Consider the following 25,552-nt stretch of genomic DNA (forward strand, 5'->3'; position numbering starts at 1 on the left):
TCGATTCCCACAACCAGGGAGGGTGCCATGAAGACTGTGCGAGTGGTGCATTACGTGATCGGCCTCGTCGCGGGAGGGCTGCTGTCGTTCGCACTGCCGGCCTATGCGGGGGACGAAGCCAAGACCGCCGAGATGCTCGTCAAGGTGCTGAAGGCCGGACGCGCGGTCGTCTCGGACCACCAGCAAACGATCAACGACGCCGGCAAGGGCGACAAGGGCTTCACGCCCGACTACTTCGAGAAGAAGTGGGCGGAGAAGTACAAGGAGATGAACAAGAGCGACATGCCGAAGTCTCCGGCCGTGGCCGCCCTCGTGGATGCCGGCAAGCAGGTCGTCGGGGAGTCGCAGGCGCTCATCAACAAGCAGGGCATGGGCTTCAAGGGATTCCTCCCGGCCCTCTGGGGCCGAAAGGCAGGGGAGAAGTTCGGGCAGAAAACCGGGATCCGGCTGAAGCAGACCGCCACCCAGTACCGGTTCGCCGGCAACAAGCCGGACGACTTTGAGGCCGAGGTCCTGAAACAGTTCTCCGATCCCGGCTATCCCAAGGGCAAGGAGGTCGTCAAGACCGCCTCGGTCGGCGGGCAACAGGCGCTCCGATACATGGCGCCGGAGTACGCGGCCAAGTCCTGCCTCGCCTGCCACGGCGAGCCGAAGGGCGACAAGGACATCACCGGCATGAAGAAGGAAGGGTACAAGGAAGGAGACCTCGCCGGAGCCATCAGCGTGGTCGTGCCGATCAAATAAAGGCCGGCACGAGGCGGAGGCGCTGGGCAGGCGCGGGGTCATAGACGCCGAGGTTTTGGGGAAGAGCGCGGCTCTTCCCCAAAGCTCCGCGCAGGGAGGGACCAGTCATGGAAGACATCGAGGGACACTCAACCATTCTCAAGAGGGTTGGGTTGAGGGCCAAGATCCTGCTCGGTCTGGGCCTCGCACTCTGCCCTATCGTCGGGATACTCGTTTTCAACATGGTTTCGGCCCAGGAGGCGGTGCGGGCTTCCCAGGCCGCCCAGGACGCCGCCGCGCTCCGCCTGGAAGTCAACCTGATCCGGTTGGGGCTACGGGAGTACAGCCTGATCCAGCAGGTCGCGGCGCTCGACGCGGTGAAACGGCATCAGGCCCAATACCAGGAGCAGTCGCAAAGGATCGCCGAGCACTATGCGGGCGCCCCGGAGGTGAAGGCCAAGCTGGCGGCCGTGGATGGCGCGATGGCCGCGTTCGCGGACCACGGGCTCAAGATGGCCGACGCCTACATCCAGTTCGATAGAGTGGTGGGCAATACCTTCGTGGAGGAGTTCCTGAAGCAGGACGAGGCGTTGGTCGCCGCGCTGAAGGATTTGGAGGACGGGTTCGTCAAGGAGGCGCAGCAGCGGCTGGGCGCACTGGGGCTCGCCGCGAAGCTGGCCATGGCGCTCGTCGTGGCCAGCACGATCGGCTTTTCGCTGATCCTCGCCTGGCGGCTCCTGATTCCGATCAGGCGGATGGTGGCCGGCATGGACCGCCTTTCTCAGGGGGATCTGACGGTCCAGGTGGACGTCACGAGCGAGGATGAACTGGGGCAGCTCGGCAAGCACTTCAACGCGGTCGTGCCGAAGCTGCAGGCGATGATCGGGAAGGTGGCGCACGTGACCGACAAGGTGGCCTCGGCGTCGGTGGAGCTCTCCGCGACGGCGGAGCAGATGGCCAAGGGCGCCGACAGCCTGACCTCCCGGACCGCCCAGACCGCGACCGCGGTCGAGGAGATGAACGCGACGGTGGGGGAGGTGGCGCAGAACTCCGGCAAGGCGGCCACGATGGCGCAGGAGACCGTGCAGACGGCCAAGACGGGCCGCGAGGTGGTCGGCGAGACCATTTCGGGCATGCAGCAGATCTCCGAGGCGGTGACGCAGTCGGCCTCCATCATCTCGGCGCTCGGGAAGTCCTCGGACCAGATCGGCGAGATCGTGCGGGTGATCGAGGACATCGCGGACCAGACCAACCTGCTGGCCCTGAACGCCGCGATCGAGGCGGCCCGGGCCGGGGAGCAGGGCCGCGGGTTCGCGGTGGTGGCCGACGAGGTCCGCAAGCTGGCCGAGCGGACGACGAAGGCGACCAAGGAAATCGGGGACATGATCCGCCAGATCCAGCAGGACACGAAGGGGGCGGTGGCCTCGATGGAGGAGGGGACGCAGAAGGTGGTGGGCGGCGTCTCGTTGGTGAACAAGACCGGCGAGGCGCTGGCGACGATTGCGGAGCGGGTGACGCAGACTGCGGACATGATCCGGCAGATCGCGGTGGCGGCGGAGGAGCAGTCGGTGGCGACCCAGCAGATCTCCGGTGACCTGGAGACGGTGGCGAAGGTCTCGAAGGAATCCGCGAGCGGGGCGGCGGAGTCGGCCAAGGCCAGCCACGACCTGAGCCTGCTCGCCACCGAGTTGCAAAACATCGTGGGCGGGTTCAAGATCTCGGCGGACAAGCGGCGTGGAGGATGACGCGATGATCGCCCAGCAAGCTGAACAGTCGAAATCGGGCGCCCCCGCGGCGGCGGAAAAGGATGTCAACGGCGTGACGGAGGATTTCTGTCAGCTCGTCACCTGCCGGGTGGGACGCGAAGAGTTCGCCGTCGACATTTTAAGCGTGCAGGAAATCAACCGGATGGTGGAGATCACCAAGGTGCCGAAGGCTCCCTCGTTCGTCGAGGGCGTGATCAACCTGCGGGGGCGGATCATTCCGGTGCTGGACCTGCGGCGGCGCCTCGGGATTCCGGAAGCGGGGCGCACGGCCCAGTCCCGCATCGTGGTCGTCAACGTGGGCGGCAGGGTGATTGGGTTGGTCGTGGACGCGGTCTCGGAGGTGTTGCGCATCCCTCGTTCCACGATTGAGCCGCCCCCGTCCACCGGCGCCTCGGCCGGCGCCGAGTTCATCCAAGGGGTCGGGAAGATCAACGATCGGCTCCTGACCCTGCTGGATTTGAAGCGGCTGCTGACGCCGGAAGAGCAGGCGGCGGCGTAGCCTTCCGGCGCGATCAGGGCGAGGGGGAAGGGCGGGACTCGGGCTTTCTTCGCTCCGAGAGGAGCCGTTCGAGCACGCCCAGGGAGTGGTTCAAGAGATCGGAGGCGCAGGAGAGCGTCACCTGGAACTGTTGCATGGCCTCCTGCCACCGTCCTTCCTGTTGAAGCGCCTGGAAGCGGCGGTGTTGCTCTTCGAGAATGGCCTGCTTGGCGTCGAGGATCAGGCTTTCCGCTGGCGTCATGGGACCTCCATCGCGCGTTCTGGAGGCCTACCCTATCAGGGCGAAAACCGGAGCGCAAGGGGGAAGGAAGGGCCCTCGTCGGTTGACCGCCGTTCTTGCCGGTTGACGCCCACAGGTGCCGGTTAGCGACGAGGTCCTGAGGCGGAGCGAGCACGGACATGGACATTACGACCTTAGCCGGCGTCATCCTCGCGATCGGAGCCATCCTCGGGGGCCAGATCCTCGAGGGCGGACACCCCGGCTCCATCATGCAGCTGACCGCCTTCATCATCGTGATCGGCGGCACGGTCGGCGCGATCCTCGTACAGTCTCCCCTGGCGGTCTTCAAGAAGGGCCTCGGGTTGCTGTCGCTGGGCCTGTTCGACCCCAAGGTCGACTTGAAGGGAACCGTGACGCAGATCATCGATCTCGCCAACCTGTCCCGGAAGCAGGGCTTGCTGGCGCTCGAGGGGAAGATGAAGGAGATCCGCGATCCCTTCTTCCGAAAGGGCGTCCAGTTGATCGTGGACGGGACCGACGCCAAGCTGATCCAGGGGATCCTCCAGACCGAGGTGGACCATCACGAGGAGGAGGGCCTGGCGGCGGCGAAGATCTGGGAAGCGGCCGGAGGCTACGCGCCGACCGTCGGCATCCTCGGCGCCGTGCTGGGCCTGATCCACGTCATGGAGAATCTGTCCGACCCGTCCAAGCTGGGGAGCGGCATCGCGGTCGCGTTCGTGGCGACGGTGTACGGCGTCGGCTCGGCCAACCTGCTCTTCCTCCCGCTCGGCAACAAGATCAAGCAGAAGCTCAAGGTGGAGACGACGGCGCGCGTCATGCTGATCGACGGGCTCGTCGGGCTCGCACAAGGGGAGAATCCGCGCATGTTGCAGGAGCGGCTCGAGAGCTACCTTCCCCACGAGGAAAAAGCCAAGAAGACGTGATGCGTATCTCGTCCGACGCTTCACGCGCGACGAGGTGCGAGCAACGTTCTGTGGTCTATGGCCGGCCGGCACAAACACGAAGAGCACGAGAACCACGAGCGGTGGCTGGTCTCCTACGCGGACTTCATCACGCTCCTGTTCGCCTTCTTCGTCGTCATGTACTCGGTGTCGGCCCTGAACGAGGGCAAGTTCAAGGTCGTCGCCCAGTCGATCCAGGAAGCGTTGAAGCCGATCATCAAGAAGGAGAGCGCCAACCTTCGCTACGACGTCGGCCAGTCGCAGTCGGCCATCGTCCCGGCCATCAGTCCCAAGGTCCAATTCCTGAAGAAGGCCCACGCGGTGCTCAACCCGTTCGCCCACGACGCGAAGTTTCAGAACCAGATCATGGTGACCGAAACCGAGCACGGCATCCTGGTGACGCTCGCCGAGAGCCTGATGTTCCAGAGCGGGCAGGCCGACATCAAGCAGGCGGCGCTGCCCGTGCTCGAAGCTCTGGCCGAGGTCCTGACGGATCCGGATCAACAGATCAAGGAGGTCCGGATCGAAGGACACACGGACGACGTGCCGATCCGCACCCCGCAGTTTTCCTCCAACTGGGAGCTCTCCGCCATGCGCGCCGTCATGGTCCTGCGGGTCATGACGGAGTTGTACAAGGTCGAGCCCGGCGTGGTGTCCGCCACCGGGTACGCGGAGTTCAAGCCCGTGACCGACAACCTCACCCCCGAGCACCGAGCCCAGAATCGCCGCGTCGAGCTCAACGTCATCATGGACTGACGTCCGTTGATCCTCCATATCGAAACCTGGTAAATACGCCGATCATGACGCGGGCGTTTCTCCCGGCCGGAGCGGTCATGGCCGGCCTTTCGGTCGCAGCCGGCGCGTTCGGCGCCCATTCCCTGAAGGCGGTCCTGTCGCCCGAGCAGATGACCGTCTTCGAGACGGCTGCCCGCTACCAGATGTATCACGCGCTGGGGCTGGTGGCGGTCGGGGTGCTGGGCCAGGCCGGATGCGGGGGCGACCGCTTGATCCGGGCGGCCGGATGGTTGTTCTTTCTGGGAATCCTGCTCTTTTCCGGAAGCCTCTACCTCGTGACCTTGACCGGAATCCGGTGGCTGGGAGCCGTGACGCCCTTAGGCGGCGCAGCCTTTCTGGCCGGGTGGGGGACGTTGGCTTGGGCAGCGATCAAAAGCAAAGTATGAAGTAGGAAGGCGGAAGGATGAAGTTGAAACTGCTGGGCCTCCTTGCTCATCCTCTCCTAACTTCCTACTTCGTCCTTCCTACTTCATCCTTTCTTTTTGGCAGGGGGCGGTCCTTTTCCCCGTAATGGAGCCCCAGGCGCCGGCCGAGTTGACGAACGTGCCTTCCAGCCGCTGCCCCCCGCTCCCAAACAGCAGACTGTCCTCCTGAACTCCGCCCTGAAACTCCCAGCGGAGGTAGACCGTATCCCCAAGAATCACGACCTTGGACGGGCGAGGGCCGGCCGCCTCGGTTGCACCGGGCGGCGGAAAGGACAGCATCATCTTGTGGTCCTGATGGTTCTGGTGATTGTGCACGGTCCACTGCCAGGTTCCGCAGAGCCGAGCCAACCCCTTCACTTCTTGGAGCCGGTCCTTCCAGCGATGGAGCAGGGTCCAAGCCCCCGTGACCGCCAGTTCTGCGTCGGCCTCGGCCCTGAGGGCGAGCGCGACCATGTGGGCCGTCACGACCGGGCGCAGGCGGGCCGAGAAATAACGGGAGGCAAAGGTCTCCCGATCGCTTCCGGACAGCGACCCGGCCGCCTCCGATTCCAGGAGGCGACGGCGGATGCCGGTCGCTCCCTCACGTTCAGCGACGGAAAGCCAAGAGTCCTCCGTTTCCACAAGGCGGGCATAGGCCCGGTCCATCCGGGCCGCATACTCGCCGTAGGAGGAGGGGACGTCTGTGCCCGCCTCCGGCGCCGGGGGGATCGCCACGAGGACATCGCTCAACCGCCAGGCCCGGCGGAGGCTTGAACGGGCTCCCCGCGCAAACAGCCAGGGCTCTTGCCGGTCGGCCTGCTGGACGGCGACACGCAAGGGTTCCGCCTCGCCGGCCTCCGCCGCACCGACCATGACCCTGGCCAACCGCCACGAAGCCAAGTCGGCCGTGAGCTGCAGCGCCGCCCCCTTGATCTCTTCAACCACCTCTTCACTGATCCCTGAGCCGCTCCTAGCAATGGGGGAGCGGGCGCCTTGAGAGGGAGCGACGACGGCACCGCTTTCCTTGAGAGCCAGTGGAGGGGCCAGGGTCGTGGAAAAGAATGTGAGGGCCTCCGTCTCGGAGGTGATGGAGGCCAAGCGAGCCCCCTCGGTTCGCAGAATCGCCTGAAAGTCGGGGACGGCGCTCTCCGAGGACATCGGCCCGGCAACCGCCGCGGTCGAAAAGAAAAACGGACCGGCGATCACCAACGACAACCAAGCCCCGGCAACCCTTCTGCGGCTCATGAAAACAGTTTGAGATATCTGGAAGGAAATCGCAATGCACCCAAGGAAGGACGAAGAGCGGATGCAGGAAGAAACCCCTTAGGCACTGAAGGATAATACTCAGTTAATACAATGGCTTATTTTGCATCTTTAAAGCATTCCGAGAGGAACTCGACGGTGGCTTCCCACGCCCGGTTGGCTGCGTCGGATCGGTACGTGTCCGGACGCATTTCGTTGCAAAAACCCAGGGGGCTCCCCTCATAGGTCCGCACGTCGATCCGCTTGCCGTATTCCCTGGCAACCCTGGTCAGTTCCTCCACCTGCTCCGCCGTCACTCCCTGGTCCAACGCGGCCCGGTGATACTGGATGGGGCAGGCCTGGTCCTTGAGCAGGCTCAGCGGAGTGATCAGCCGGCCGTAGAAGGACACCGAGGTCCGCAGGCGCCGCCGATAGCAGGCAAACCTCATGGCCAGCCATCCGCCCATGCCGAACCCGATCGCGCCGTGGATGTTCCGCTTGACATAGTCGCGCGTGTTCAGAAACTCGCAGCAGGCGTTCAAGTCCTGCATCATGTCGGCTTCCTTGACCCGCTCCATCAGCGCGGCGGCGACCTCGGCATTGGCGGTGACCATTCCTCCCTGCCTGGCGTAGAGGTTCGGCACCAACGTCACGTACCCTTCGCAGGCGAGGCGGGCCGCCAGGTCCTTGATCTGGACGTTCAGGCCCCAGGCCTCGTGCAGCACGATCAGGGCCGGATAGGTTCCCTTGGCCTGCGGCCAGAACATCAGCCCCTCCACCTGGGCCGCTTTGGACTGACGTGTTTTGAAGTAGGGATCGACCGAGAGGTCCGAGATCGACGGGATCGGCTCACCGCTGGGGAAACGGACGGTGCCGGTACCGATCTGCTCTTTTGTAAATGGGGCGACTCGTTCAACCATGCAAGCAGCTTCAACCGTGCATCAAACGGGGGCACTATAACGAACGATGCCGGCAAAAAGCAATCAGTCGCCAGCTATCGGCAAAGCTGACGGCTGATCGCTGATAGCTTTTGTCTGCTCAGGTTTCCGCGACGATGTGCGTGTCCGTTTCTTCCACTCCCTCGATGGTGTGGATCTTCGTGATGACGACGTCGGACAGGGCCTTCTCGTCCCCCACGTTCACGAAGCTGAAGATGTCCGGTTGGCCGAAGCAAGGATGAGCCTGTTCGACGCCCGTGATCTTCTTCAGGGCCTTGAGCACGTCCTTGGTCTTGCCGGCCTTGACCTTGATCAGCACATAGGCTTTGGTCGCCATACATCCTCCTCTGTTATGTGACGAGTAGGGGATCCGGACGCGCAATTCTACACCGATCACGCATCACGCGTCACGCGTTACGGCGTGGCTTCCGCGCCAGGCATCTCGAGCCGGCGGGCGGCATAGAGCCGGTGCAGGTCCTGGCCCCGTTCCGTCAGGCGCTGGCGCGCGTCGAGAAAGACCCTGGCGAGCAACTCGAAGTCCCGACGGCCCACGTTGTACGAGCCGAAGCCTTCCTCCAGCCCTGGCCTGGCCCAGGCCGCCTCGTCACCCAGGTACTGGATGAGAGCTTCCAGGGATTGCGACGTCCAGCCGCTGGCCCGAAACGTTTCGACTGCAGCCGGCGCGTCGCCTCCCACCTTGGCGGAAAGGGCTTCCTCCAGCACCTGCCTGACCGCCTGGTTGTCGCTCTTCATGAGGGCGGCTTGAAACTGGATCAACGCCCGAATCAGGCGGTTCGCCTCCGGACTGGATTCCGGCGGCAGGACGTCGGCCGCCTCGAAGGTGGCGAGCAGGGCCATGACGGTCCCCACCTGCTGGGGCGTGGCCCGGGAGCCGCTCCGGGGGAGATCCGGCGGGAGAAACATCTCGTTCGCATGACTATAGGACCCGCCGGGCTTCGGGCCGCCGCACAGGACGTACAGCCGTTCGTTGACCACGGCGGAGCCCAGCCCGTGGCGCCCGGTCGGCATCGGCGCCATGGACTGCCAGCGATCCTGTCCCGGCACGTAGGCGTCGTTATCGCGGAAGGTCCCCTCCGGCGCCTCGCCGCCCAGCGCATAGATGGTTCCTCTGAGAACCGACGCCGTCAGGCCGCTGCGCGGAACGGGGAGGTCCGCCGCCTTCGACCAGCGGTCGGCTTGGGGATCGTAGACCTCCACGACCGCCACGTTCCGGCCATAGTTCTGATTCAGACGTCCCCCGATCGCGTAGATCCTTCCTCCCGCCGACGCGGCGGCCAAGTGGTCCCTGGGGGTCGGGAGGGGAGCCCGTGCTTTCCAAGTCCGGCCGGCTGGGTCATATTCCTCGACCGCGGCGACGTTCGCCGTTCCGTCGTACCCGCCGATCGCATAGAGCTTCCCGTCCCATACAGCCACCGCCAGCGCACCCCTGGCCGTCGGCATGGCGGGCCCCTCGGTCCACCGGTCGGCGGCCGGATCGTACATATAGAGGCTCGCCACCGGGCTCCAGACGGAGAGCCACGACCTGGTATAGCCCCCGACCAAGTAGAGACGGTCTCCGAGCGAAACAAGGCCGACGTGGTGCAGCCCGACCGGCAGCGGCGCCTTGGTCGTCCAACGATCGGTCGCTGGATCATACTCCTCCACGGTGCGGCTGATCGTGGGGCTGGGCAGGTTCCCGAGGCTCGGCTCATCGAACCCGCCGACGACGTAGATCTTGCCTCCGATGGCCGCTGCGGCCACCTCGGTCCGCTTCGTCGGAGCGGGGGAGAGGACCTGCCAGACACCCGGAGAGGGGCCGGTCTGGCCGGCGGCGGCCGCGTGGCTTACGACGGGGAGCAAGAGAAGGGAACAAAGGAAGAGCCGGCTTACAGGGCGGCGGAACCAAAGCGTACGCATGGGGCGGTATTATAGCAAACCAATCCCCCTGTTATTGCAAACCTCCGGAGGGCTGCCTATAATCCCGCCGGACTCAGCCTCAGTCCTGGTGTTCCATGCTGGCCAAGGTCATGAGCGCCGCCCTCGTCGGTCTCGACGCGCACCCCATCGAGGTCGAGGTGGACATCGGCGGGGGACTGCCGCAGTTCTCGGTCGTGGGCCTCCCGGACGCCACGGTGAAGGAGAGCCGCGACCGGGTCCGCGCCGCGCTCAAGAATACGGGGTTCTCCTTCCCGGTGAAAAAGATCACGGTCAACCTGGCCCCGGCCGGGTTGAAGAAGGAAGGCTCGGGATTGGATCTGCCCATCGCCGTCGGCATCCTAGTCGCGGAAGAGGTGCTCCCGGCCGAGTCGGTGATGGGGCGGACGCTGGTCGGGGAGCTGTCGCTGGACGGAAGGGTGAAGCCGATTGCCGGCGCCCTGTCCATCAGCTTGGCCTGCGCGCGGAACGGGGCGCTTCTGCTGCCGGCCGACAATGCGGCAGAAGCAGCGGTGGTGGACGGAGTGACGGCCTACCCGGTGCGGACCCTGCCGGAAGCGGTCGAGTTTCTAGGGGGGCGGTGCGCGATTCCGCCGGCTTCCGTGGACCGGCAGGTTTTGTTCTCCGAGCGGGTGAACGAGGAGGACGACTTCGCCGATGTCGTGGGCCAGGACCATGCCAAGCGGGCGCTGGAGGTCGCGGCGGCCGGCGGCCACAACCTGCTCACGTTGTGGACACAATTCCAATAAAACTTGTGGCCATATTCAATCACCATTACGATCAGACCTTCCAAGCCCTACCGCAGAAGATTCGTCATCTTTATCAAGCAGTTCTGAAATCTTTCGGCTGATAATTCCACCGAGTGTCCGCAAGAAGCGATCGGCTGCTTTATCGTCATGATGCGGACAGGTATAAGTCACTTTGAAAAGACGCGGGGGATTCCGCTTCTTGCAGCCAATGCGCTTGGGGGCTTCAGTCTCAGGTAAGGAAGTTCGTATTGATTGCTTGGCCATGGGAATGTGGAATGTCCAAACAACAGTCATCTCACCTTGCAATAAGGTATTACAGCGACGACAGGATCCAAGAGCTTGACAAAATCGTCCTGCCTCGAATTCTCCATCATTTCCTTTTCTAGCCCGTCCGTAACATAGAGGTAGTCGTGTCTCTGCTGTAGGTCCTGCTTTCCTTTCTGGACCGAACCAACTCATGATCCCACCGGTCCGTTTCTCACCGGTTTTCACCGTTCCCCGCTGATTTTCTGACCTCTCATCAATCTGACTTCCGATCGACTCGTGGCCGGAGGCCTGTTCCAGTCATTCGGTTGCCACCGTCACTCGTCTCACTCATTCAACAGAAAGGAGAAATCTTATGGGCTGGTTATTCACATCAGGAGCCAGTCGCCGTGACATCATCGCCGAGCGGATCAAGCGCTGGTCCAACGACGGCGTTGAAGCGGTTTGCCTCAAGCATGCCGTCCGCGGGAACGTCCTCTGGACGGTCTGGGAGCATCGGCATGAAGACGGCCGCACGACGCGCTTCATCGGGTGCGACCTCTTGCAATGCAAAAAGGATTGCGGGTGGGGCTACAAGGACATGGACGAATCCTGTCACCCCTATTACTTCACTTGTCCGCTGTCGTTCCTGGACATGGTGCCGCCGTCCTGTGAGCCCTGGCGGGCCAAGGTACGGGCCTACCACGCCAGGATGAACGCCGGCCGTCACCTGACGGTCGGGCAAGTGGTCAAACTGCGGGGCTGCACGATCCCCGAGATCCTGATCATCTCGGTTCGGCCGTTACGCGGCCGGCACAACGGAATCACCTACCGGCTTCGGCGTAGCGACCTGGATTTGGACCCGGAGCAGCCGCCAATGGCTGAGCCGGCGGCCTGACCCTTTACGATCCTCTCGTCTACACGCTTTTACTCTGCTCACATCGTCGTTCTCTCGACCCATCTCATCACACAGAGGAGGTTTTTCATGAACGGTCAACTCGTTCGGACACAACTCCGCCGCCTGTTCCCCGGGTCGTTTCTCCTGACGAAGCGCTGCCGGTGTACGGTGCACGTCTACGGCGACGGAGCCCAGGCCCCAATCAACGTGGATGCCTGTGGCCGCTGCCGGCGCTATGCCCGGTGGAAAGCGCAGCGGGTGGGGAGAGCCTGATGAGCCGACCCTCCCTCGCGCAGCTGGGCACGGATCTGGGCCAGCTGGTCACCCAGAAGAACCAGGCCTATGGGAACTCCTGGGCCAAGACCGGAGAGTTCCTCAAGCTCTTGTTTCCGGAGGGGATCCGGCCGGAGCAGTACACGGATGCGTTGCTGCTGGTCCGGATCTTCGACAAGCAGATGCGAATCGCCACTCGGAAGGGGGCGTTCGCGGAATCCCCGTTCCAGGACATCGCCGGCTACGGGCTGCTCGGGATGTTCAAGGACCAGACCGAGGCGGGAGGCTGACATGGCGCGACTGGCCTCGCAGGCCAAGATGGGGTTCTACCCGACCCCGCCGCTCAGCTTGGCCCGGGTCGCCGCATGGGTGCGGCCGAAAGCACGTGACCGCGACGAGCCTTACGCCTTGCTCGACCCCTGTTGCGGGGAAGGGCAGGCGTTGAAGACCATCGCAAATCAATTCCACGCGAGTCAGACCTGGGGAATCGAGCCGGATGTCGATCGGGCGATGCAGGCGAGCCAGATCCTGCAGACGGTTGTCCAAGGCTCGATCTTCGATGCCCGGATCAATCCGCTGGCGTGCATGGGATTGCTCTGGTTGAACCCACCGTACGATACCGAAGGTCGGGTGCGGTCGGAAGTCACCTTCTTGAAGCACGCCCATAAGTGGTTGGTTCCTGGCGGCGTCCTGGTGTTCATCGTGCCCGAGGCGATCATCCAGGATGAGCAGACCGCCCGATGGATCGGGCGGCATTACACCCGCCTGAAGGCCTTCCGGTTGGTCACCAGCGAATACCCGCTGTTTCGGCAGGTGGTGCTGTTCGGCCTCAAACGGCCGGCGCCCGTGGAGCCGGAAGCGGCGGAGATCCTGCCGGCCGGGCCGTATCCGCACCTGGACGCCCCCAATCTGCGGGTGGTCCCCTATGAGGTTCCGGCGACCCACGGACCCTCGACCTTTCAGGCGGGGGACACCATCACGGATGAGGATTTGAGCCAGGATGCGTCCAAACTGCAGGACGACATCGCGAAGCTCTGTGCAACCGATCGGCTGGAAGCTGGCGCCCTGTCGCCTCTGTTGCCGTTGCGCAAGGGGCATCTGGTGGCGTTGCTGACGGCCGGTCTCTTGGATGGCCGGGTCGCCGGGCCTCATGGAGATCTGGTCATCAAAGGCTACTCATCGCGTGTACAGCATACGCGGGAGGAGCCTGAGGAGGGCAAGGAAATCACCACGGACACCTACGCCGTGGGGATCCGTGTCCTCGACCTTGCCAAAGGGAGTTGGTATGACATCCGGTAATCCACCGTTCGTCGCCTGCACGATCCGGGGGCAGGGCGTGACGGTCCGGTCGCCGCTGGCCCTGTATGAGGCCGCGACCCCGAACCGAATTGTCCTCCTGTCGGTCTATGGCTCCCCCCAGCAGACCCGGGCCATCTCCGCCCTCTTGGCGACCGGCCAGGTGCTGCTCGCGGACGGGCCCGCCGGCCAACTGATCGAATTGCGGCGTCCTGAGCAGCTCCGGATCCGCGGCCGAGCCATCGGCTACGGGAAACAGCATCTGCTGCTGTGGGACGAGCAGATTCGCGACACGCATGTCATCTGGATGTCGCCGGATCGTAAGCTCGCCAGCCTGCAGGACGCGTTGAATCTTCGCACGATTCCATTTGACCCCGCCTGGCTGCCCGCAATGGACACGCTCCTCACCGAGGGCGACTATTTCGAGCCGCTCGCCGGCTGGGGGCCGGCTCAGGGGTACCGGGTTCGGTGGGACGATGCCGCCATCTGCGATGCGCTGGTGAAACGGTTCGGCCAGCCTCAGCCGACCAAGGCCCCACGCCGGAAGCGAACAGTCGAACAGGCCGCCTAAGCAGGCGGACAATCTCAGACAAGGAGACACACGCGGTATGGGATGGTATCGCTACCAGACCCTCTCGATTGATCATGCCAGCGATGACGAGTTGCGGGCGATCTACCGGGCGCTCAAGGACCACGACGACGCCCGGTATATCTTTGACGTTCCGCATGAAGAACCCAACCTCGACCAGTTGACCTGGTACGGCTGCGCGAATGAGCGCAATCCTCCGTCGTTGGTCGAGTTCTTCGGCGAGCTGAGCCGACGGTTTCCGGCCGTCCTGTTCACGGTGGAGTGGTACGATGATCGGCCGGAGGAGGAGGCCGGCCGGGTCTACTACCGGAATGGCCGGAAGCAGGAGGTCTTCGCAGAGGTCTCTTATCCGGCCTTCGATCCCACGCGAGCCGAACCGATCGAGAGCGCGTCCCAGGGCTCCCTCAGCGTGGGGGGGCCGACCCCGGGTGGGCGGCTATGCCCAAGAGGAGGAAAGAGTTGGCCGTCCAGTTGAAGGAATTCCTCGAAACGTACGCGGATCAGCTGGCCGAGACGCTGGAAGCCAAGCTGACGCCGCTCTACAACCCCGAAAAACCTACCGGGGTGGACGCCTATGCCCAACGGCTGCTGGGCTTGAAACGCCAACTGTTTCGGGTGCAGGCGGAAGTGGTGAAAGGCATGGCCAAAGCACTCTATCAGGCCGGCCGTCAACGGCTGTTCATTGTCGGCGAGCAGGGCTGCGGAAAGACCACGCTCGCCCATGCCACGGTCGCGGTCGCGCCACGGCCGCAACGGGTGCTGGTGGTCTGTCCCGGGCACCTGGTCGAAAAGTGGCTGCGGGAAGCGCGAGCCATCATTCCCGACGTGCAGACGATCGACCTCTCAGTGCAGCACGTCATCACGATGCTGGATGAGCTGCGCACGATCCGCACGCGACCGGAGCGGCACGAGGTGTACGTGATCTCCAAGGAACGGCTCAAGCTCAGCTACGGGTGGCGACCCGCCGCCTGGAAGAAGGGACGATACGGGGGACCGCATTGTCCCGCCTGCGGGGTACGTGCCTGCTCCGGCGATGATCTCCTCGTCTGGAGTCAGCTGGAGACGAAGCGGCGGTCCTGCGGGATCTGCGGGGAGCCGCTCTGGCAGGCGGATCCCAAGATCCGGCGCATGGCGCCCGTCGAGTACATGAAGAAACGGCTCAAAGGGTTCTTCGACGTCATGGTGCTCGATGAGGTGCACGAGCTCAAAGGCGGCGACACCCTCCAAGGGCAGGCGATGGGCGGGGTGCTCGGCTTGGCCCGACGCAGCCTGAAGCTCACCGGCACGCTCAACGGCGGGTACGCGGATGACCTCTTTTACCTCCTCTTTCGCACCGACCCGAACCGGATGAAGAAGGATGGGTTTGAGCATGGGCAGGTCTCGTCCTTCATGGAGCGGTACGGGGTCATCGAGATCGTGAAGGATCTCCAAGACGGGGATGATCACCGATACGGACGGGGCCGCAAGAAACAGGTCATGGTGCGGAAACGTCCAGGGGTTTCCCCTGTGGTCATTGGCCGGCATCTCCTGGACAAGACCGTCTTTATCCGCCTGGCGGACGTGATCGACGGGCTCCCGCCCTACGAGGAGCGGGTCGTCACGATCGCCATGAATGACGAGCAACGAGCCGAATACGCCGCGTTGGAGCGCAAGCTCCGTCAGGCGGTTCGCACGCATGGTCGTCGCGCCTTGGGTGCCTTGCTCCAATCGCTGCTGTCCTATCCCGATTCCTGTCCCCTGTTCGGCGAAGAAGTCAAGATTCGGGACCGGGTCGGCCAAGCCGTCGAAACGGTCACGGCCCCGCGCATTCAGATGCCGGCCGAGACCCTGCTCCCGAAGGAGCGGGAACTACTGGACCTGATCGCGCAGGAACGAGCTGAGGGCCGGAAGTCGCTGATTTACGTGAACTTCACGGAATCCCGCGACATTCGACCGCGGCTCAAGTCGATCGCGGAAGCGGCCGGCCATCGAGTCGGGGTACTGGACAAGTCCATTGCGCCGAAAAAGCGGGAGGCCTGGATCGCCGACCATCAGCGCGACATTGATGTGTTGGTGACCAACCCCGAGCTCGTGAAGACGGGGCTGGATCTCTATGCCTTCCCCAACATCATGTTCTACCAGCCTGGGTATAACCTTTTCACGCTCCGGCAGGCGGCCCGGCGGTCGTGGCGGATCGGCCAGAGCCAACCGGTCAAAGTGACGTTCTTGTGCTATGAATCCACCATGCAGAGCATTGCGATCTACTTGATCGCCAAGAAGCTCGAGGCGGCCTTGCTGGTGGAAGGGGATCTCCCGGAAGGTCTCGCCGAATACGGCCAGAGCCATGCCTCGTTGATCGAGGAGATGGGGAAGGCTCTTGCTGACGGGCAACGGTATTCGGGGGCCGAAGCCGCCTGGGCGGAGTTCCGCAAGAAGGAGATCGAGGCGCAGCTGGCCATCGGACAGTCGGCCGATCAGCTCGAACAGATCATCCACCGCGGCCCGCCGGAGGCGTTGGGCAGCCTCACTCAGCCGAACGTCACGATCAAGGTCTCGATCCTATCCAACAAGCGCCGTAAGACCACGACATCCGTGCTGGAAGTGACGCCGGAGGATCTGGACTCGCTGGCGGAAACGCACGGAGCCCTCCAGTTCGCGCTGTTCTGAGAAGCCAGAGGCGCGGCGAAGTGGAATCCTCCATGCAGCGCCTCTGGCTGGCTGTAATACTCCTAAGAAGGCTGGGGGTTTTTGCGGTCGCTGCGACCGTTGGGTTACTGATTGCTTCGTGGCCCTATCTCAAGCGCTGGCTGCATCGTCGATAGCACCCAGTCTCATGGGTAGTTGGCAAAGCGTCATGGAGGAGGAATCCTCCATGACGCTTTTTTTGTGCGCCCGGCCGGGCGCACTGACTTGATGGATGCAAAGGAGGATAGCTGAGATTGACATTCACACGGCTCACGCCGTGGGCGTTTGGCCGTAATACTTCACTAGCAGACTGTTGTTGCTGTAGGCCATTGCGGTATGGCCGAAACCTCTACGCGGATTCGTCGATGCTGTCGCACGCTGACCACGACCCACTGCGCGATCGACCTGCCTTCTTCACGAATACAGCCTTACATATCCAACACTTAACCATTTCACATCACATAAGGAGGGTTTCTATGCTCGTGACCGAGCCATCTGGCACGATGACGCACGTCGTGTCTGATGGCGAAATCCTGACGGCTGTGAAGCGGAACCAGATCCTGGCCTCGTTCCAGCCGATCGTGGATCGAGACGGGGGGATTCGCAAAGCCGAGGCGCTCCTCCAGTGGGAGCATCCCCGGCTGGGACGCCTGCCGGCCCGTCTCTTCATCGAGCGCCTGTTGGCGCTCGCCCCCAGTCGCTCCATCGTCCAGTCTCTCTGTCGGTATCTGCGCGGTCTGGATTGGCCGCTGCATCTCCGTCTCGCCATCAATCTGGAAGTGGCCGATCTGCTGAGCACCGACACCGTGGACACGGTGGTTCAGTTAGCCGATCACCTGCCGTTGGAGGTCGAACTGTCGGAACGGGGGCCCTACGGGGACACCCTCTTGACCGACATCCAGGGCAGCCTCCGGCGTCTCAAGGAGGCCGGATGCCGCATCGCTCTCGATGATTTCGGCGCCGGCGCCACCTCCCTGAAAATCCTGGAGCAAATCCCCGTCGATGGGATCAAGCTGGACCGACATTGGATTCAGCATGCGCCGCTCTGTCAGTCCACGGAGCAAATCACGAAGCTGTTGATCGCGGCGGCCAAGGCCCTCAATCTCGAAATCACCGCCGAGGGCATTGAAACCAGTGAACAGGCGATTTGGTCCTACCTGGTCGGCTGTACGTTTGCCCAGGGCTGGTTTTTCTCCCGCGAACTCAACTGGGACGAGTTTCAGCGCCAGGGGTTCACGCGCTTGAAAAGTCCCGCGCAAGCCTAGGGCTGGCCTTCGTCCAGTCCTTCATCCCCTTTCAACTCAACCACACGATGATGACAGACCCAATGGAGTGGTCTACGCGATGCTTGTTGAAGTGCTTTTGAAAGTGGCAGCGATAGAGGCTGAAGAGAACGAGCAGGAGTACCGACCGCGGCCGTCCGCGGCCGGACCTGAACGATGCCTTCGCCAACTCGTCTATTTTGCCAGAGGCGTGCCCAAAGAGCCCATGCTCGACCGCATGGCCTTGGTCTTCGACGACGGCCATGTCAACGAAGGCACGACGGCGAAGTGGATCGGCAAAACCGCCTTTCGGTTGCATCATCAGCAGCTGCGAGTCAAGGTCGGAACCGTCACCCACAACGGTCAGCTCTACGACATCGAAGGCTCGATCGATGGCCTGGTCTCGGACTTTCTGGGTATCACGACCTGGCTCTGGGAACACAAGGCCATCAACCGGTATACGTTCGAGGACTATTGGACCGGCAAAAAGCTGCCGCTTGATTACATCACGCAATGTGGGTGTTACCTGTTTGGACTGGCTGCGGCCGGGTGGCCGCAGGTCACCCAAGCGCTCCTGGTGATCAAGTGCAAGGACACCAGTGATTACATCGAGTTCCGCTTGGAATACGACCGGGACGCGGATGCGATCCGAATCCTGGAAGTGGTGCGGGCCAGTACCGCTGAACGGCGATACGACGTCGTGAATCAGAATACCGTCTTAACCGGCGTGCGCAGGCAGGCCCTTGAGCGGTTTGAACTGGTCGAACAGTACCGGGTTACCCAAACCCTCCCGGACCGGCCATTCGTGGAACCCCAAAAGTTCCCGTGCGGGCGGTGTCAGTACCAGCAGCGGTGCTGGGACGGCTGGGTGCCGCCCAAGTTGGACGGGCGGATCGACCTCAGCGCGCAGGATGCGGCCATGGTCCTGGAGTTCGAACGGATCTCGAATGAGTTTTATCAGATAAAACGCCGACGCGAGGAACTCAGCGATCAGATCAAGTTGTTCCTCAGAGCCAATCGGGCCAAGGAGGGACTGGCTGGCGATAAGCTGGTCCGATTGGAGCAGCGGCCTCAGTCTCGCGTCGATCCGGAACTGCTGCCACCTGAAATTCGCAAGTCGGCCACCCGTGAGGTCCTGCAAGAATTCCCCAAGGTCTTGCCGGCACCCCACACGATCCTGAGGCGAGCCGACACGAAGGAGTAATACTCACGAGGAGGGATCGAATAGATGCACACTCAGTTCGCTCAATTCACCACCGTCAAGGGGCTCTCCGATCGGATACGCCTCCCCAGACTGGGAAAGATTCGCCTTGGGATCAAGGTGATCGGCCAGAACGGAGAATACCCGAAGGATGTGCCGTATTTCGTGGTACCGCCTGAGGTCGCCAGGATCTACGGCAACGAGCCGACGGCACTGGACATCATGTTCCCGGTCAACGACCGCAATCTCATCTTCCCGCAGGCCTTCAAATACTACGGCTCATCCAAGGGGCTCAAGTGCATCGGGAACGGGGAACAGGCTCTGAGGGTTGATCCTCAAACAGGTGGACAGAAACCCTGCGAGTGCCCATGCTCGTTGCTCGAGACGAAGGAATGTCAACTGCGTGCAAACCTGATGGTCATTCTGCCCAAGGTCAATATGGGGGGCGTGTACCAGATCGACAGCACCAGTTACCACACTGTAGTGGACATCAACAGTGGGATCTACTACGTGGAGAATCTGGTGAAGCGCTTCGCGATGGTCCCGTTGGTGCTCAAGCGTGTTCCACGTGAAACACACCCCAATGGGCAAAAGCAGATTCACTATCCGCTCCAGGTCCATCTCGAGAATGCGGATGAGAACTTTGTCCTCAAGCTTCGCTCCGAGACCGAAGCGATCATCCAGCGGACGAGCACGCTGGTCCTGCCGGCCCCGGAAGATGTCAATCCGGAGCTGGATGAGGGGGCTACGGTGGTGCGGGAAGAGGATCTCCAGGCGCCCACAGAGGAGAACGTCATTGAAGGGCAGGCTTCGGAGACAGTCGCGCCGAGCCAGGTGACGCCAGCCGCCACTGCGTCCAAGATGCAGGCGAAGAATGAGGGATCGGCCGACGCGGCGTCATCCTCCGAGGCGGCACCGCCACCTCTGCCCTCCGGTGCTCCCATGAATGGGGGAGCGCCATCGAGGACGGAAACCGCTCCGGAACGGACCGTGCTCTCGGTGACGCTCCCGGTAAAGGGACGGTCTGGGAAGTACGGTCCCTATCAGCTGTCCGTCATGGAGGTCGGGGGGAGCCGGATATACCGTTGTTGGGAGTCCAGCTTGCCGGGCATGTTTCATGGTCAGAAGGCCATGGAGCTGATCGGGAAGCGCATCATACTGTCAGCCGAGTCGAGAGCAGGGCGGAGGCCAGGAGAGACCGAGTTCTGGATCACTCGATTCAAGGTGGATGGCCCGGGCCAGGATCCGCCGGTCGCTGCCGAAGGGACCGGTGAATCCTGGCCTAAGCCCGAGAGTCAGCCGGCTCAGACGGTGCCGCCGAGCTCCGGATCGACGCCGGCCCAGCCGTTGTCGTCCGCACCTCCAATGTCTAATGGACCTCGAATGATGTCGGAGGCGCAGAAGGGGAAGATCCATCGTCTGTGCCAGGAGAAGCAGATTCCCGAGGATCGTGTCCAGAAGACGATCCAGGGGATGACCCTTCGTGAGGCGTCCAAACTCATCGACGCGATGACGGCCGGGGATTTCTCGGCCTTCGATCTCGCGGAGATGGAAACCTTGGGCGCGGGAGACGAAGAGCGATACTGACTGCTAAGTCGTAAAAACGCGAAAGGGGCACCCGGCTCAACCGGGTGCCCCTTTTTTTGTTGGCCGGTCCCGGCGAGGCGACAAGGGATACTGGTGCATCCGGCGACAGGGGATACTTGTGTATCCGGGGACAAGGGATACTTGTGTATCCGGGGACAAGGGATACTTGTGTATCCGGGGACAGGGGATACTTGTGTATCCGGGGACAAGGGATACTTGTGTATCCGGGGACAGGGGATACTTGTGTATCCGGGAAAGCGGGATACTTGTGTATCCGGGAAAGAGAGATACTGGTGCATCCGGGGAAGCGGGATACTGGCCGGTTGCAAGACAATGCTGCGTGAAGTTTCTTGTTTTTATCCGAAATTCGTAGTTCATGTCCATTATCAATCATGGCCCTTCACGATTTCGGCAGGGAAACTATTTTTTTATCAGATGGTGAAAATGGCCGTAATATAACGGCGGGAGGTGTTGTTCTCGCATGGATCTACGGAACCCTCAGCCTACCTTACCACATCTCGACCGACCTCCTGCCCCCCCCTTGACAAGCCCTCCAAATAGATATATAATATATCACTAGACTTGGTCGGATGGCTCCTCATCCAGGAAGACCTACTATGAAGCAGGTCGAGCACTGTCCACTCGAAACACGTTTATCTCAAGCGCGGTTACGTCGCCAAGCGATAGTGCAGGGCATTTCGAGGTCGGCGCCGACTACGCTCAAGATTGGGCGGATCGATCCTCCGCACCACGATGATCATCATGGCATTTTGCCGGTCCTCCGAAGGCACGACCGACTGCTCAAGAAATTCGCTCGAGATCGCAGGATGCTGATTACTCTGGATCCTGCCTACGACGCGGAAGACATCGAGCAGGAACTGGTGCTGGCGACCATTGAGGCGCAAAAAACCTGGGACTCCGTGCGAGGTCGGAAGACGAAATTCAGCAATCATCTCTATCTGTACGGCCAGAAGCAAATCCAGAAGATCTTCCGTGGACACGATGTGCTCGTCGATATCATCGACAAAGAAACCGGCCACGTCATCGAGACGATGTCCCACAGCAAATTCAGCAAACGCAAGCGCACGATTGATTTCGGACGATTTGACGCGCGTTCTCGGCCCCGACTGGCGCGTGGAGTCGATCCCGAGCGAGCGACGGAACATCCCGATTCGTCGCCGGATGAGCTTGATTGCGATGATGACGGAAGGAGATAAAGCGTTCGCCAAAATCATGGCGACCGTCCGGTTGAGGCGGAAGCATCGCGGTCACGCGGCACAATATCGCAGGCGAGCGCAAGTACGAGCCGCGCAAAAACGCTTTTTCATCGCCGCGCTGGCGACGTCCCCGCCACCGCTCCCTCCCGGTGAGACCTATATCACCCTGCAGGATTTTCATCGCATGGTACGCCGACTCACAGGGTTCTCATGCACGTTACGCTCATTGCGGCGGTGGGCCGAAGCAGGACGCCTGCCGCGGGGCATTGCGACGTTCCTGCCGAACTGTCCAGTCGGCAGTAATTTCTGGGTCTGTTCGATCGAGGGGAACGGCGGGACCCAAAGCAAAAAGTGGGTCGTGCCGGTGAGCTATCTGCACCCGGTGTTGCTCGATCATGCTCGCGTGCTGAACGTGGTCACGGTGACGCGCGAATATACCGGATCGAGGGAACAACGACTCGAACAGTACATTAAAGATCGCTGCGAGCAACCGCTGTCATATCGTCAAGTTGCAACCGAGCTTGGACTCAACTGGCGCACGGCGAAACGCATCATCCAGCGATTGGTGGAGCGTGGAGTCGTGACTATCATTAAAGTGTCAAAACTGGGGTTCGAAGCCTATTGGCACGCGCCCCAAACCCAACCGAAGGAGGAACTCGCATGAACCGAACGATTGTCTGGTTGTCGCCGGATGAGTTGGTTCCCAATCCCATCTCGACTGAACTGTTCACGACGACCGAGGAAGAATATCAGGTCGTCCGCGATGCAATCATCTCCGCAGGTGTCATCCTGTGTCCCTTGCTCGTGGGGCCTCAACAGGACGGACGCTACATGATCCATAGCGGATTGCAACGGTATCGGGCCGCCAAGGAACTGGGCTATGCCCGGGTGCCCTGTCTCGTCGTCGAGACTCCGCATGAGCGGATCGTCGCGATGTACGATAACGTCTTTCGCCGGCAGATCACCATGGAATTGGCTCGGCAATACCGGGAGCGTGCCGCGAAGGAACTGTCCGAGCGCGATCTCTCGGTCAAGGACGACATCGCGATCATGCGCGATCGGTTTATCAACGCCCTCGCCGCGCATCCTGATGCCGATCGGGAGCAGGTGTTGCGGACGTTATTCGAGGAATTGCAGGCACGCTATCCCGGTCTGTCGTCAAATCTCATCACGCGCATCACGCCGGAGCTTTCCGGCGACAGCGTCTCGGCGACGACCGCGCACACCGAGCGCGCGGCGCATTCTATGACGCTGGAGGTCAACGCGCTGAAGTCGCGACTGGCTGAGTCCAACACGGTCATCGCCGCGAGACAGGCTGACCTCGAATCGGCGAGTCGGCGAATTTCGGAACTGGAAGCTGAATTGCAGAGCGCGCGCGGTGCGCAACCGGTCGCGGAGGGGTCCGGCACGGAGGATCCGTCGAAGATGACGCCACATGCGAAACGGGAGCACAAGCGCATCCAGGCGGAGCTCGAAGAGGCGCATCGAAGTCGTGTCGAGTTCTCGAAGAAGCTCAAGAACGCGAAGGAAGAACTCGAAACGGCCACCGCCGCCCTCGCGGATAAGACGAAGCGCGTGGAGGCGCTGGAAAGTCAGGTCTCGGTGTTGCGCAACGCCGAGTCGTACTGGAAGCAGAATTGGGAGCATGTGTGCAATCTGGTCCTGGACGCCGCCGCCGTCTCACGCGACATTGTCCTGGTCGTGGAAACGCTCCAGCACGTCCACGATGTGCTCGTGGTGTGCTCGGAATGGCCGGAGTCGTTGCACGACGTGGTGAAGAAGGGGCTGGACCAGATCACCGCCATGACGGAGCAACTCCGCGCGGTCGCCACCGCCGCGGCGATCAAATCGTCTCCCGACAACGCGGCTGCGTCTGGTTCCGCGGCTCGCGGTAAGAGGAACGCAAAGAGCAGTGACTGAACCGCGACGCTGGACCGGCATTGTCACCGCCTGGCAGCCAGGCTCGGTGATCCTCAACCGACGGGTGAAGGTGTGCCTCTCTCCACCCTGGGCTGGGATTGAGCCTGATCTCCTCGGGAGCAGGATGACGGTCACGGGGGAGGAGACCGCGCGACGGACGATTCAGGCCGTGAGCGTCTCCATCGAAGCCGGCTCGCGTGAGCCGGCTTCGCAATCGACCACGGCTTGTCATTGGCCGTGGCTGACTCCCGTGGTCTCCTGGCTGCGCGAGGCCGGATGGCCGACCCTCGCCAAGCGCGTGACGCGGATGTCGGTCAGTCGTCAAGCCGAGATCGCCCGAAACCCGTACAGCCTCATCGGCGGACGGGGACTGACCTTTCAGGTTGCCGATTATCTGGCTGTGCATCTCATTGGCCTGGCCCCGGACTCACAAATCCGAATCCTGGCCGCGCTAAAGTTCCTGCTCCGGGAAACCTATCGCCGTCATGGCGGAGGGATTCTCCTACGGGACATCAATGCAAAGCTCTCTGCGTGTCTCCGTCATGCCGTCCCAAGTCCTCTTCCATATCCGCTCCCAACGGACGTGGCATTGCTGCGCAACGAGACACTCTATGACCCGGAGCTGGATCTTCTCCGTCAAGACGCGCTGACCCGGCTCGCCGGGAATCAACAGGATCTGTTTGTCGGATTCGATGATCCCGTCCTCGCCCTGACGCAATATCGATATGCGGTGCTGGCCGGCCAGGCCGGCTCCGGCAAGAGCACGGCCTTGCGACGCCTGGCCTCGCACGCCACCCAGGAGGGATTGAGCGTCACACTCTGCGCCATGACCGGCAAAGCCGCCAGCGTCTTAGGGGATGGGGCCTGCACGGTGCATCGGCTGTTGGGCTATCAATCAGGACGATTTCTGACTCGCGCCATCCCGGTCGATCTGTTGCTGGTCGATGAGGCCTCGATGCTCACATGGCCGGTCCTCCAGGCTCTTTTGCGGGCCGTGCGCGGGAAGATCGTCTTTTGTGGCGACGAGGCTCAATTGCCGCCGATCTCCGGCGAGTCGGTCTTTCGTGTCCTCCTCGGCCGCCTCCCGGTCCTGACGCTCGAGACCGCGCATCGGTTCGTTGGACGGCAGCGACCGGCGTCGAACGGCAAGGGATTGCCGGTCACGCGCGTCCCGCACCAGACGGTCTCGCAGCTGGTCCGCAATCTGGTCAATCTCGTGACGTCGCATTGGGCAAAAGGGACCGTGCAGGTGTTGACGCCCGTGCATTTCTCCCGATTGGGGACCGTCGAGCTCAATCGCCTCTTGCAAGCACGGTTAAACCCGGACGGCCGGAGCCTGGGACGATTCCGGGTCGGCGACCGCGTGATCGTCACCCGGAACTGCTATGAGTCGGAATCCCCGGCCTTTAACGGCCAGACCGGGGAAGTCATCGGCGGGACAGGTTCCGAGGCGATACAGATCCGCCTGGACCAAGGACGGACCTTGGTTGTCTCCGAGGACATTCTGGACTTGGCGTACTGCATGACCGTCCACAAGGCCCAGGGCAGTCAATACGACATCGTGGTCTTGGTGTTCCCGCGATCGAAGCTCCAGACGTTCTGCGACGCCAAATTGGAGTACGTCGGATGTACACGAGCGAGGCAGAAAACCTACTGTCTCGAACTATAACGGTTGGGCAGCCGTGCCGGCAGCGTTGCGAGCACGATGGATGCCGCTCCACGGACGATGAAGCGATCTTCATCGTCCTCTCGCCGGCCCCGGTGTTCCTCTGCAACCGGTGCCGACTTCGACGGAATCACGCTCTCGTGAATACGCTGCATCGTCTTCGCGCACAGAAGGAGAATCTGCATGAATCGTGAGTGTCAGATCGCCGATCAGGTCAACGTACGGCCGGAACTCATCACGGACGCGGTGGCATGCTGTCGGCAGATTGCCCGATCCTCACATGAGTTGATCGAGCAGAAATTCAAACTGGGTGAGCTGGTCTGTACGGTGCTCAAGGAAGCGCAGCATGGGGATCGCGCCGTGCGGAAGCTCAGTGAGACAATCTCCAAGACGCTGAACAAGATAATCTCGGCCTGCAGTTTGTACGAGGCCGCCAGGCTTATCCAGGACATCGAGAATAGCCTGGTCGCGCTCAAGGGCCGGGTCTGCGCACAGGATTAATT

At 62.3% G+C, this 25,552-nt stretch carries 28 protein-coding genes; 22 read left to right on the top strand and 6 right to left on the bottom strand.

From position 1 onward, the window contains the following. Positions 1-27: 27 nt before the first annotated feature. From AB1411_02335 to AB1411_02345, 3 genes are all read left to right on the top strand, one after another. Positions 28-744: a DUF3365 domain-containing protein gene (locus AB1411_02335; GenBank protein MEW6542429.1), complete on the top strand. Its 717-nt coding sequence runs from the start codon at positions 28-30 to the stop codon at positions 742-744. Between the two features lie 221 nt (positions 745-965). Beyond that, on the top strand, positions 966-2,468 hold the full coding sequence (locus AB1411_02340; protein MEW6542430.1) for a methyl-accepting chemotaxis protein: 1,503 nt from the start codon (positions 966-968) through the stop codon (positions 2,466-2,468). A gap of 4 nt (positions 2,469-2,472) precedes the next feature. Next, complete coding sequence (locus AB1411_02345; protein MEW6542431.1) at positions 2,473-2,988, top strand: chemotaxis protein CheW; 516 nt, start codon at positions 2,473-2,475, stop codon at positions 2,986-2,988. 13 nt (positions 2,989-3,001) lie between these two features. Here the strand turns inward: AB1411_02345 and AB1411_02350 are convergent, their stop codons facing one another. Beyond that, complete coding sequence (locus tag AB1411_02350; protein MEW6542432.1) at positions 3,002-3,229, bottom strand: hypothetical protein; 228 nt, start codon at positions 3,227-3,229, stop codon at positions 3,002-3,004. 158 nt (positions 3,230-3,387) lie between these two features. Here AB1411_02350 and AB1411_02355 point away from each other — a divergent pair, with 158 nt between their 5' ends. The 3 genes from AB1411_02355 to AB1411_02365 are packed head-to-tail and all read left to right on the top strand — an operon-like array spanning position 3,388 to position 5,351. After that, positions 3,388-4,152, top strand: coding sequence for a flagellar motor protein (locus tag AB1411_02355; protein MEW6542433.1), 765 nt, complete (start codon positions 3,388-3,390; stop codon positions 4,150-4,152). Between the two features lie 57 nt (positions 4,153-4,209). Beyond that, positions 4,210-4,926 carry a flagellar motor protein MotB gene (locus AB1411_02360; GenBank protein MEW6542434.1) on the top strand — a complete coding sequence of 239 codons (717 nt, stop codon included), beginning with the start codon at positions 4,210-4,212 and terminating at the stop codon, positions 4,924-4,926. 44 nt (positions 4,927-4,970) lie between these two features. Beyond that, complete coding sequence (locus tag AB1411_02365) at positions 4,971-5,351, top strand: DUF423 domain-containing protein (GenBank protein ID MEW6542435.1); 381 nt, start codon at positions 4,971-4,973, stop codon at positions 5,349-5,351. 78 nt (positions 5,352-5,429) lie between these two features. Here the strand turns inward: AB1411_02365 and AB1411_02370 are convergent, their stop codons facing one another. The 4 genes from AB1411_02370 to AB1411_02385 all read right to left on the bottom strand — a co-directional run bounded on the left by AB1411_02370 (position 5,430) and on the right by AB1411_02385 (position 9,409). After that, positions 5,430-6,314, bottom strand: a complete 885-nt coding sequence (locus AB1411_02370) for a hypothetical protein (protein ID MEW6542436.1) — start codon at positions 6,312-6,314, stop codon at positions 5,430-5,432. 416 nt (positions 6,315-6,730) lie between these two features. Next, the gene (locus AB1411_02375; GenBank protein MEW6542437.1) at positions 6,731-7,531 is read right to left on the bottom strand and encodes a dienelactone hydrolase family protein; all 801 of its coding nucleotides are present in this window, start codon (positions 7,529-7,531) and stop codon (positions 6,731-6,733) included. A 118-nt stretch (positions 7,532-7,649) separates the two neighbouring features. Further along, positions 7,650-7,886, bottom strand: a complete 237-nt coding sequence (locus AB1411_02380; protein ID MEW6542438.1) for an Lrp/AsnC ligand binding domain-containing protein — start codon at positions 7,884-7,886, stop codon at positions 7,650-7,652. Between the two features lie 77 nt (positions 7,887-7,963). Continuing rightward, positions 7,964-9,409 (bottom strand): kelch repeat-containing protein, encoded by a 1,446-nt coding sequence (locus tag AB1411_02385; protein MEW6542439.1) that lies wholly within the window; start codon positions 9,407-9,409, stop codon positions 7,964-7,966. Between the two features lie 152 nt (positions 9,410-9,561). Here AB1411_02385 and AB1411_02390 point away from each other — a divergent pair, with 152 nt between their 5' ends. Further along, on the top strand, positions 9,562-10,233 hold the full coding sequence (locus AB1411_02390) for a magnesium chelatase domain-containing protein (GenBank protein MEW6542440.1): 672 nt from the start codon (positions 9,562-9,564) through the stop codon (positions 10,231-10,233). Positions 10,234-10,248: 15 nt separating this feature from the next. On the opposite strand, the gene AB1411_02395 is transcribed toward AB1411_02390, so the two are convergent. Further along, positions 10,249-10,497, bottom strand: coding sequence for a hypothetical protein (locus AB1411_02395; protein ID MEW6542441.1), 249 nt, complete (start codon positions 10,495-10,497; stop codon positions 10,249-10,251). Between the two features lie 355 nt (positions 10,498-10,852). On the opposite strand from AB1411_02395, the gene AB1411_02400 reads away from it, so the two are divergent. The 15 genes from AB1411_02400 to AB1411_02470 all read left to right on the top strand — a co-directional run bounded on the left by AB1411_02400 (position 10,853) and on the right by AB1411_02470 (position 25,550). Beyond that, complete coding sequence (locus AB1411_02400) at positions 10,853-11,374, top strand: hypothetical protein (GenBank protein MEW6542442.1); 522 nt, start codon at positions 10,853-10,855, stop codon at positions 11,372-11,374. An 87-nt stretch (positions 11,375-11,461) separates the two neighbouring features. Further along, complete coding sequence (locus AB1411_02405; protein MEW6542443.1) at positions 11,462-11,647, top strand: hypothetical protein; 186 nt, start codon at positions 11,462-11,464, stop codon at positions 11,645-11,647. Next, positions 11,647-11,937: a hypothetical protein gene (locus tag AB1411_02410; GenBank protein ID MEW6542444.1), complete on the top strand. Its 291-nt coding sequence runs from the start codon at positions 11,647-11,649 to the stop codon at positions 11,935-11,937. The genes AB1411_02405 and AB1411_02410 overlap by 1 nt, the downstream gene beginning before the upstream one ends. Position 11,938: 1 nt before the next feature. Then, a complete protein-coding gene (locus tag AB1411_02415) occupies positions 11,939-12,946 on the top strand; it encodes a DUF6094 domain-containing protein (protein ID MEW6542445.1) in 1,008 nt (335 codons plus the stop codon). Then, the gene (locus tag AB1411_02420) at positions 12,933-13,514 is read left to right on the top strand and encodes a hypothetical protein (protein ID MEW6542446.1); all 582 of its coding nucleotides are present in this window, start codon (positions 12,933-12,935) and stop codon (positions 13,512-13,514) included. The genes AB1411_02415 and AB1411_02420 overlap by 14 nt, the downstream gene beginning before the upstream one ends. A 37-nt stretch (positions 13,515-13,551) precedes the next feature. Then, complete coding sequence (locus tag AB1411_02425; protein ID MEW6542447.1) at positions 13,552-14,007, top strand: hypothetical protein; 456 nt, start codon at positions 13,552-13,554, stop codon at positions 14,005-14,007. Continuing rightward, the gene (locus AB1411_02430; protein ID MEW6542448.1) at positions 13,992-16,178 is read left to right on the top strand and encodes a DEAD/DEAH box helicase; all 2,187 of its coding nucleotides are present in this window, start codon (positions 13,992-13,994) and stop codon (positions 16,176-16,178) included. The genes AB1411_02425 and AB1411_02430 overlap by 16 nt, the downstream gene beginning before the upstream one ends. 494 nt (positions 16,179-16,672) lie before the next feature. Continuing rightward, positions 16,673-17,461 carry an EAL domain-containing protein gene (locus tag AB1411_02435; GenBank protein ID MEW6542449.1) on the top strand — a complete coding sequence of 263 codons (789 nt, stop codon included), beginning with the start codon at positions 16,673-16,675 and terminating at the stop codon, positions 17,459-17,461. A 67-nt stretch (positions 17,462-17,528) separates the two neighbouring features. Beyond that, entirely contained in the window at positions 17,529-18,662 is a 1,134-nt protein-coding gene (locus tag AB1411_02440) for a hypothetical protein (protein MEW6542450.1), read from the top strand. 24 nt (positions 18,663-18,686) lie between these two features. Then, positions 18,687-20,246, top strand: a complete 1,560-nt coding sequence (locus tag AB1411_02445; protein MEW6542451.1) for a hypothetical protein — start codon at positions 18,687-18,689, stop codon at positions 20,244-20,246. A 617-nt stretch (positions 20,247-20,863) separates the two neighbouring features. Then, the gene (locus tag AB1411_02450; protein ID MEW6542452.1) at positions 20,864-21,463 is read left to right on the top strand and encodes a hypothetical protein; all 600 of its coding nucleotides are present in this window, start codon (positions 20,864-20,866) and stop codon (positions 21,461-21,463) included. After that, on the top strand, positions 21,447-22,127 hold the full coding sequence (locus AB1411_02455; GenBank protein MEW6542453.1) for a winged helix-turn-helix domain-containing protein: 681 nt from the start codon (positions 21,447-21,449) through the stop codon (positions 22,125-22,127). The genes AB1411_02450 and AB1411_02455 overlap by 17 nt, the downstream gene beginning before the upstream one ends. After that, positions 22,085-23,383 carry a ParB N-terminal domain-containing protein gene (locus AB1411_02460; GenBank protein ID MEW6542454.1) on the top strand — a complete coding sequence of 433 codons (1,299 nt, stop codon included), beginning with the start codon at positions 22,085-22,087 and terminating at the stop codon, positions 23,381-23,383. The genes AB1411_02455 and AB1411_02460 overlap by 43 nt, the downstream gene beginning before the upstream one ends. 124 nt (positions 23,384-23,507) lie before the next feature. After that, on the top strand, positions 23,508-25,052 hold the full coding sequence (locus AB1411_02465; protein ID MEW6542455.1) for an AAA family ATPase: 1,545 nt from the start codon (positions 23,508-23,510) through the stop codon (positions 25,050-25,052). A gap of 180 nt (positions 25,053-25,232) precedes the next feature. Further along, complete coding sequence (locus tag AB1411_02470; protein ID MEW6542456.1) at positions 25,233-25,550, top strand: hypothetical protein; 318 nt, start codon at positions 25,233-25,235, stop codon at positions 25,548-25,550. Positions 25,551-25,552 lie beyond the last annotated feature (2 nt).

It is taken from the genome of Nitrospirota bacterium, assembly GCA_040757595.1.
Taxonomy (GTDB): domain Bacteria; phylum Nitrospirota; class Nitrospiria; order Nitrospirales; family Nitrospiraceae; genus JBFLWP01.

What these genes read in the sequence shown, in the direction of transcription:
- AB1411_02335 (MEW6542429.1), top strand. Translation starts at nt 28, where the DNA reads ATGAAGACTGTGCGAGTGGTGCATTACGTGATCGGCCTCGTCGCGGGA.
- AB1411_02340 (MEW6542430.1), top strand. Translation starts at nt 966, where the DNA reads ATGGTTTCGGCCCAGGAGGCGGTGCGGGCTTCCCAGGCCGCCCAGGAC.
- AB1411_02345 (MEW6542431.1), top strand. Translation starts at nt 2,473, where the DNA reads ATGATCGCCCAGCAAGCTGAACAGTCGAAATCGGGCGCCCCCGCGGCG.
- AB1411_02350 (MEW6542432.1), bottom strand. Translation starts at nt 3,229, where the DNA reads ATGACGCCAGCGGAAAGCCTGATCCTCGACGCCAAGCAGGCCATTCTC.
- AB1411_02355 (MEW6542433.1), top strand. Translation starts at nt 3,388, where the DNA reads ATGGACATTACGACCTTAGCCGGCGTCATCCTCGCGATCGGAGCCATC.
- AB1411_02360 (MEW6542434.1), top strand. Translation starts at nt 4,210, where the DNA reads ATGGCCGGCCGGCACAAACACGAAGAGCACGAGAACCACGAGCGGTGG.
- AB1411_02365 (MEW6542435.1), top strand. Translation starts at nt 4,971, where the DNA reads ATGACGCGGGCGTTTCTCCCGGCCGGAGCGGTCATGGCCGGCCTTTCG.
- AB1411_02375 (MEW6542437.1), bottom strand. Translation starts at nt 7,531, where the DNA reads ATGGTTGAACGAGTCGCCCCATTTACAAAAGAGCAGATCGGTACCGGC.
- AB1411_02380 (MEW6542438.1), bottom strand. Translation starts at nt 7,886, where the DNA reads ATGGCGACCAAAGCCTATGTGCTGATCAAGGTCAAGGCCGGCAAGACC.
- AB1411_02390 (MEW6542440.1), top strand. Translation starts at nt 9,562, where the DNA reads ATGCTGGCCAAGGTCATGAGCGCCGCCCTCGTCGGTCTCGACGCGCAC.
- AB1411_02395 (MEW6542441.1), bottom strand. Translation starts at nt 10,497, where the DNA reads ATGGCCAAGCAATCAATACGAACTTCCTTACCTGAGACTGAAGCCCCC.
- AB1411_02400 (MEW6542442.1), top strand. Translation starts at nt 10,853, where the DNA reads ATGGGCTGGTTATTCACATCAGGAGCCAGTCGCCGTGACATCATCGCC.
- AB1411_02405 (MEW6542443.1), top strand. Translation starts at nt 11,462, where the DNA reads ATGAACGGTCAACTCGTTCGGACACAACTCCGCCGCCTGTTCCCCGGG.
- AB1411_02410 (MEW6542444.1), top strand. Translation starts at nt 11,647, where the DNA reads ATGAGCCGACCCTCCCTCGCGCAGCTGGGCACGGATCTGGGCCAGCTG.
- AB1411_02415 (MEW6542445.1), top strand. Translation starts at nt 11,939, where the DNA reads ATGGCGCGACTGGCCTCGCAGGCCAAGATGGGGTTCTACCCGACCCCG.
- AB1411_02420 (MEW6542446.1), top strand. Translation starts at nt 12,933, where the DNA reads ATGACATCCGGTAATCCACCGTTCGTCGCCTGCACGATCCGGGGGCAG.
- AB1411_02425 (MEW6542447.1), top strand. Translation starts at nt 13,552, where the DNA reads ATGGGATGGTATCGCTACCAGACCCTCTCGATTGATCATGCCAGCGAT.
- AB1411_02435 (MEW6542449.1), top strand. Translation starts at nt 16,673, where the DNA reads ATGCTCGTGACCGAGCCATCTGGCACGATGACGCACGTCGTGTCTGAT.
- AB1411_02445 (MEW6542451.1), top strand. Translation starts at nt 18,687, where the DNA reads ATGCACACTCAGTTCGCTCAATTCACCACCGTCAAGGGGCTCTCCGAT.
- AB1411_02450 (MEW6542452.1), top strand. Translation starts at nt 20,864, where the DNA reads ATGAAGCAGGTCGAGCACTGTCCACTCGAAACACGTTTATCTCAAGCG.
- AB1411_02455 (MEW6542453.1), top strand. Translation starts at nt 21,447, where the DNA reads ATGACGGAAGGAGATAAAGCGTTCGCCAAAATCATGGCGACCGTCCGG.
- AB1411_02465 (MEW6542455.1), top strand. Translation starts at nt 23,508, where the DNA reads ATGACGGTCACGGGGGAGGAGACCGCGCGACGGACGATTCAGGCCGTG.
- AB1411_02470 (MEW6542456.1), top strand. Translation starts at nt 25,233, where the DNA reads ATGAATCGTGAGTGTCAGATCGCCGATCAGGTCAACGTACGGCCGGAA.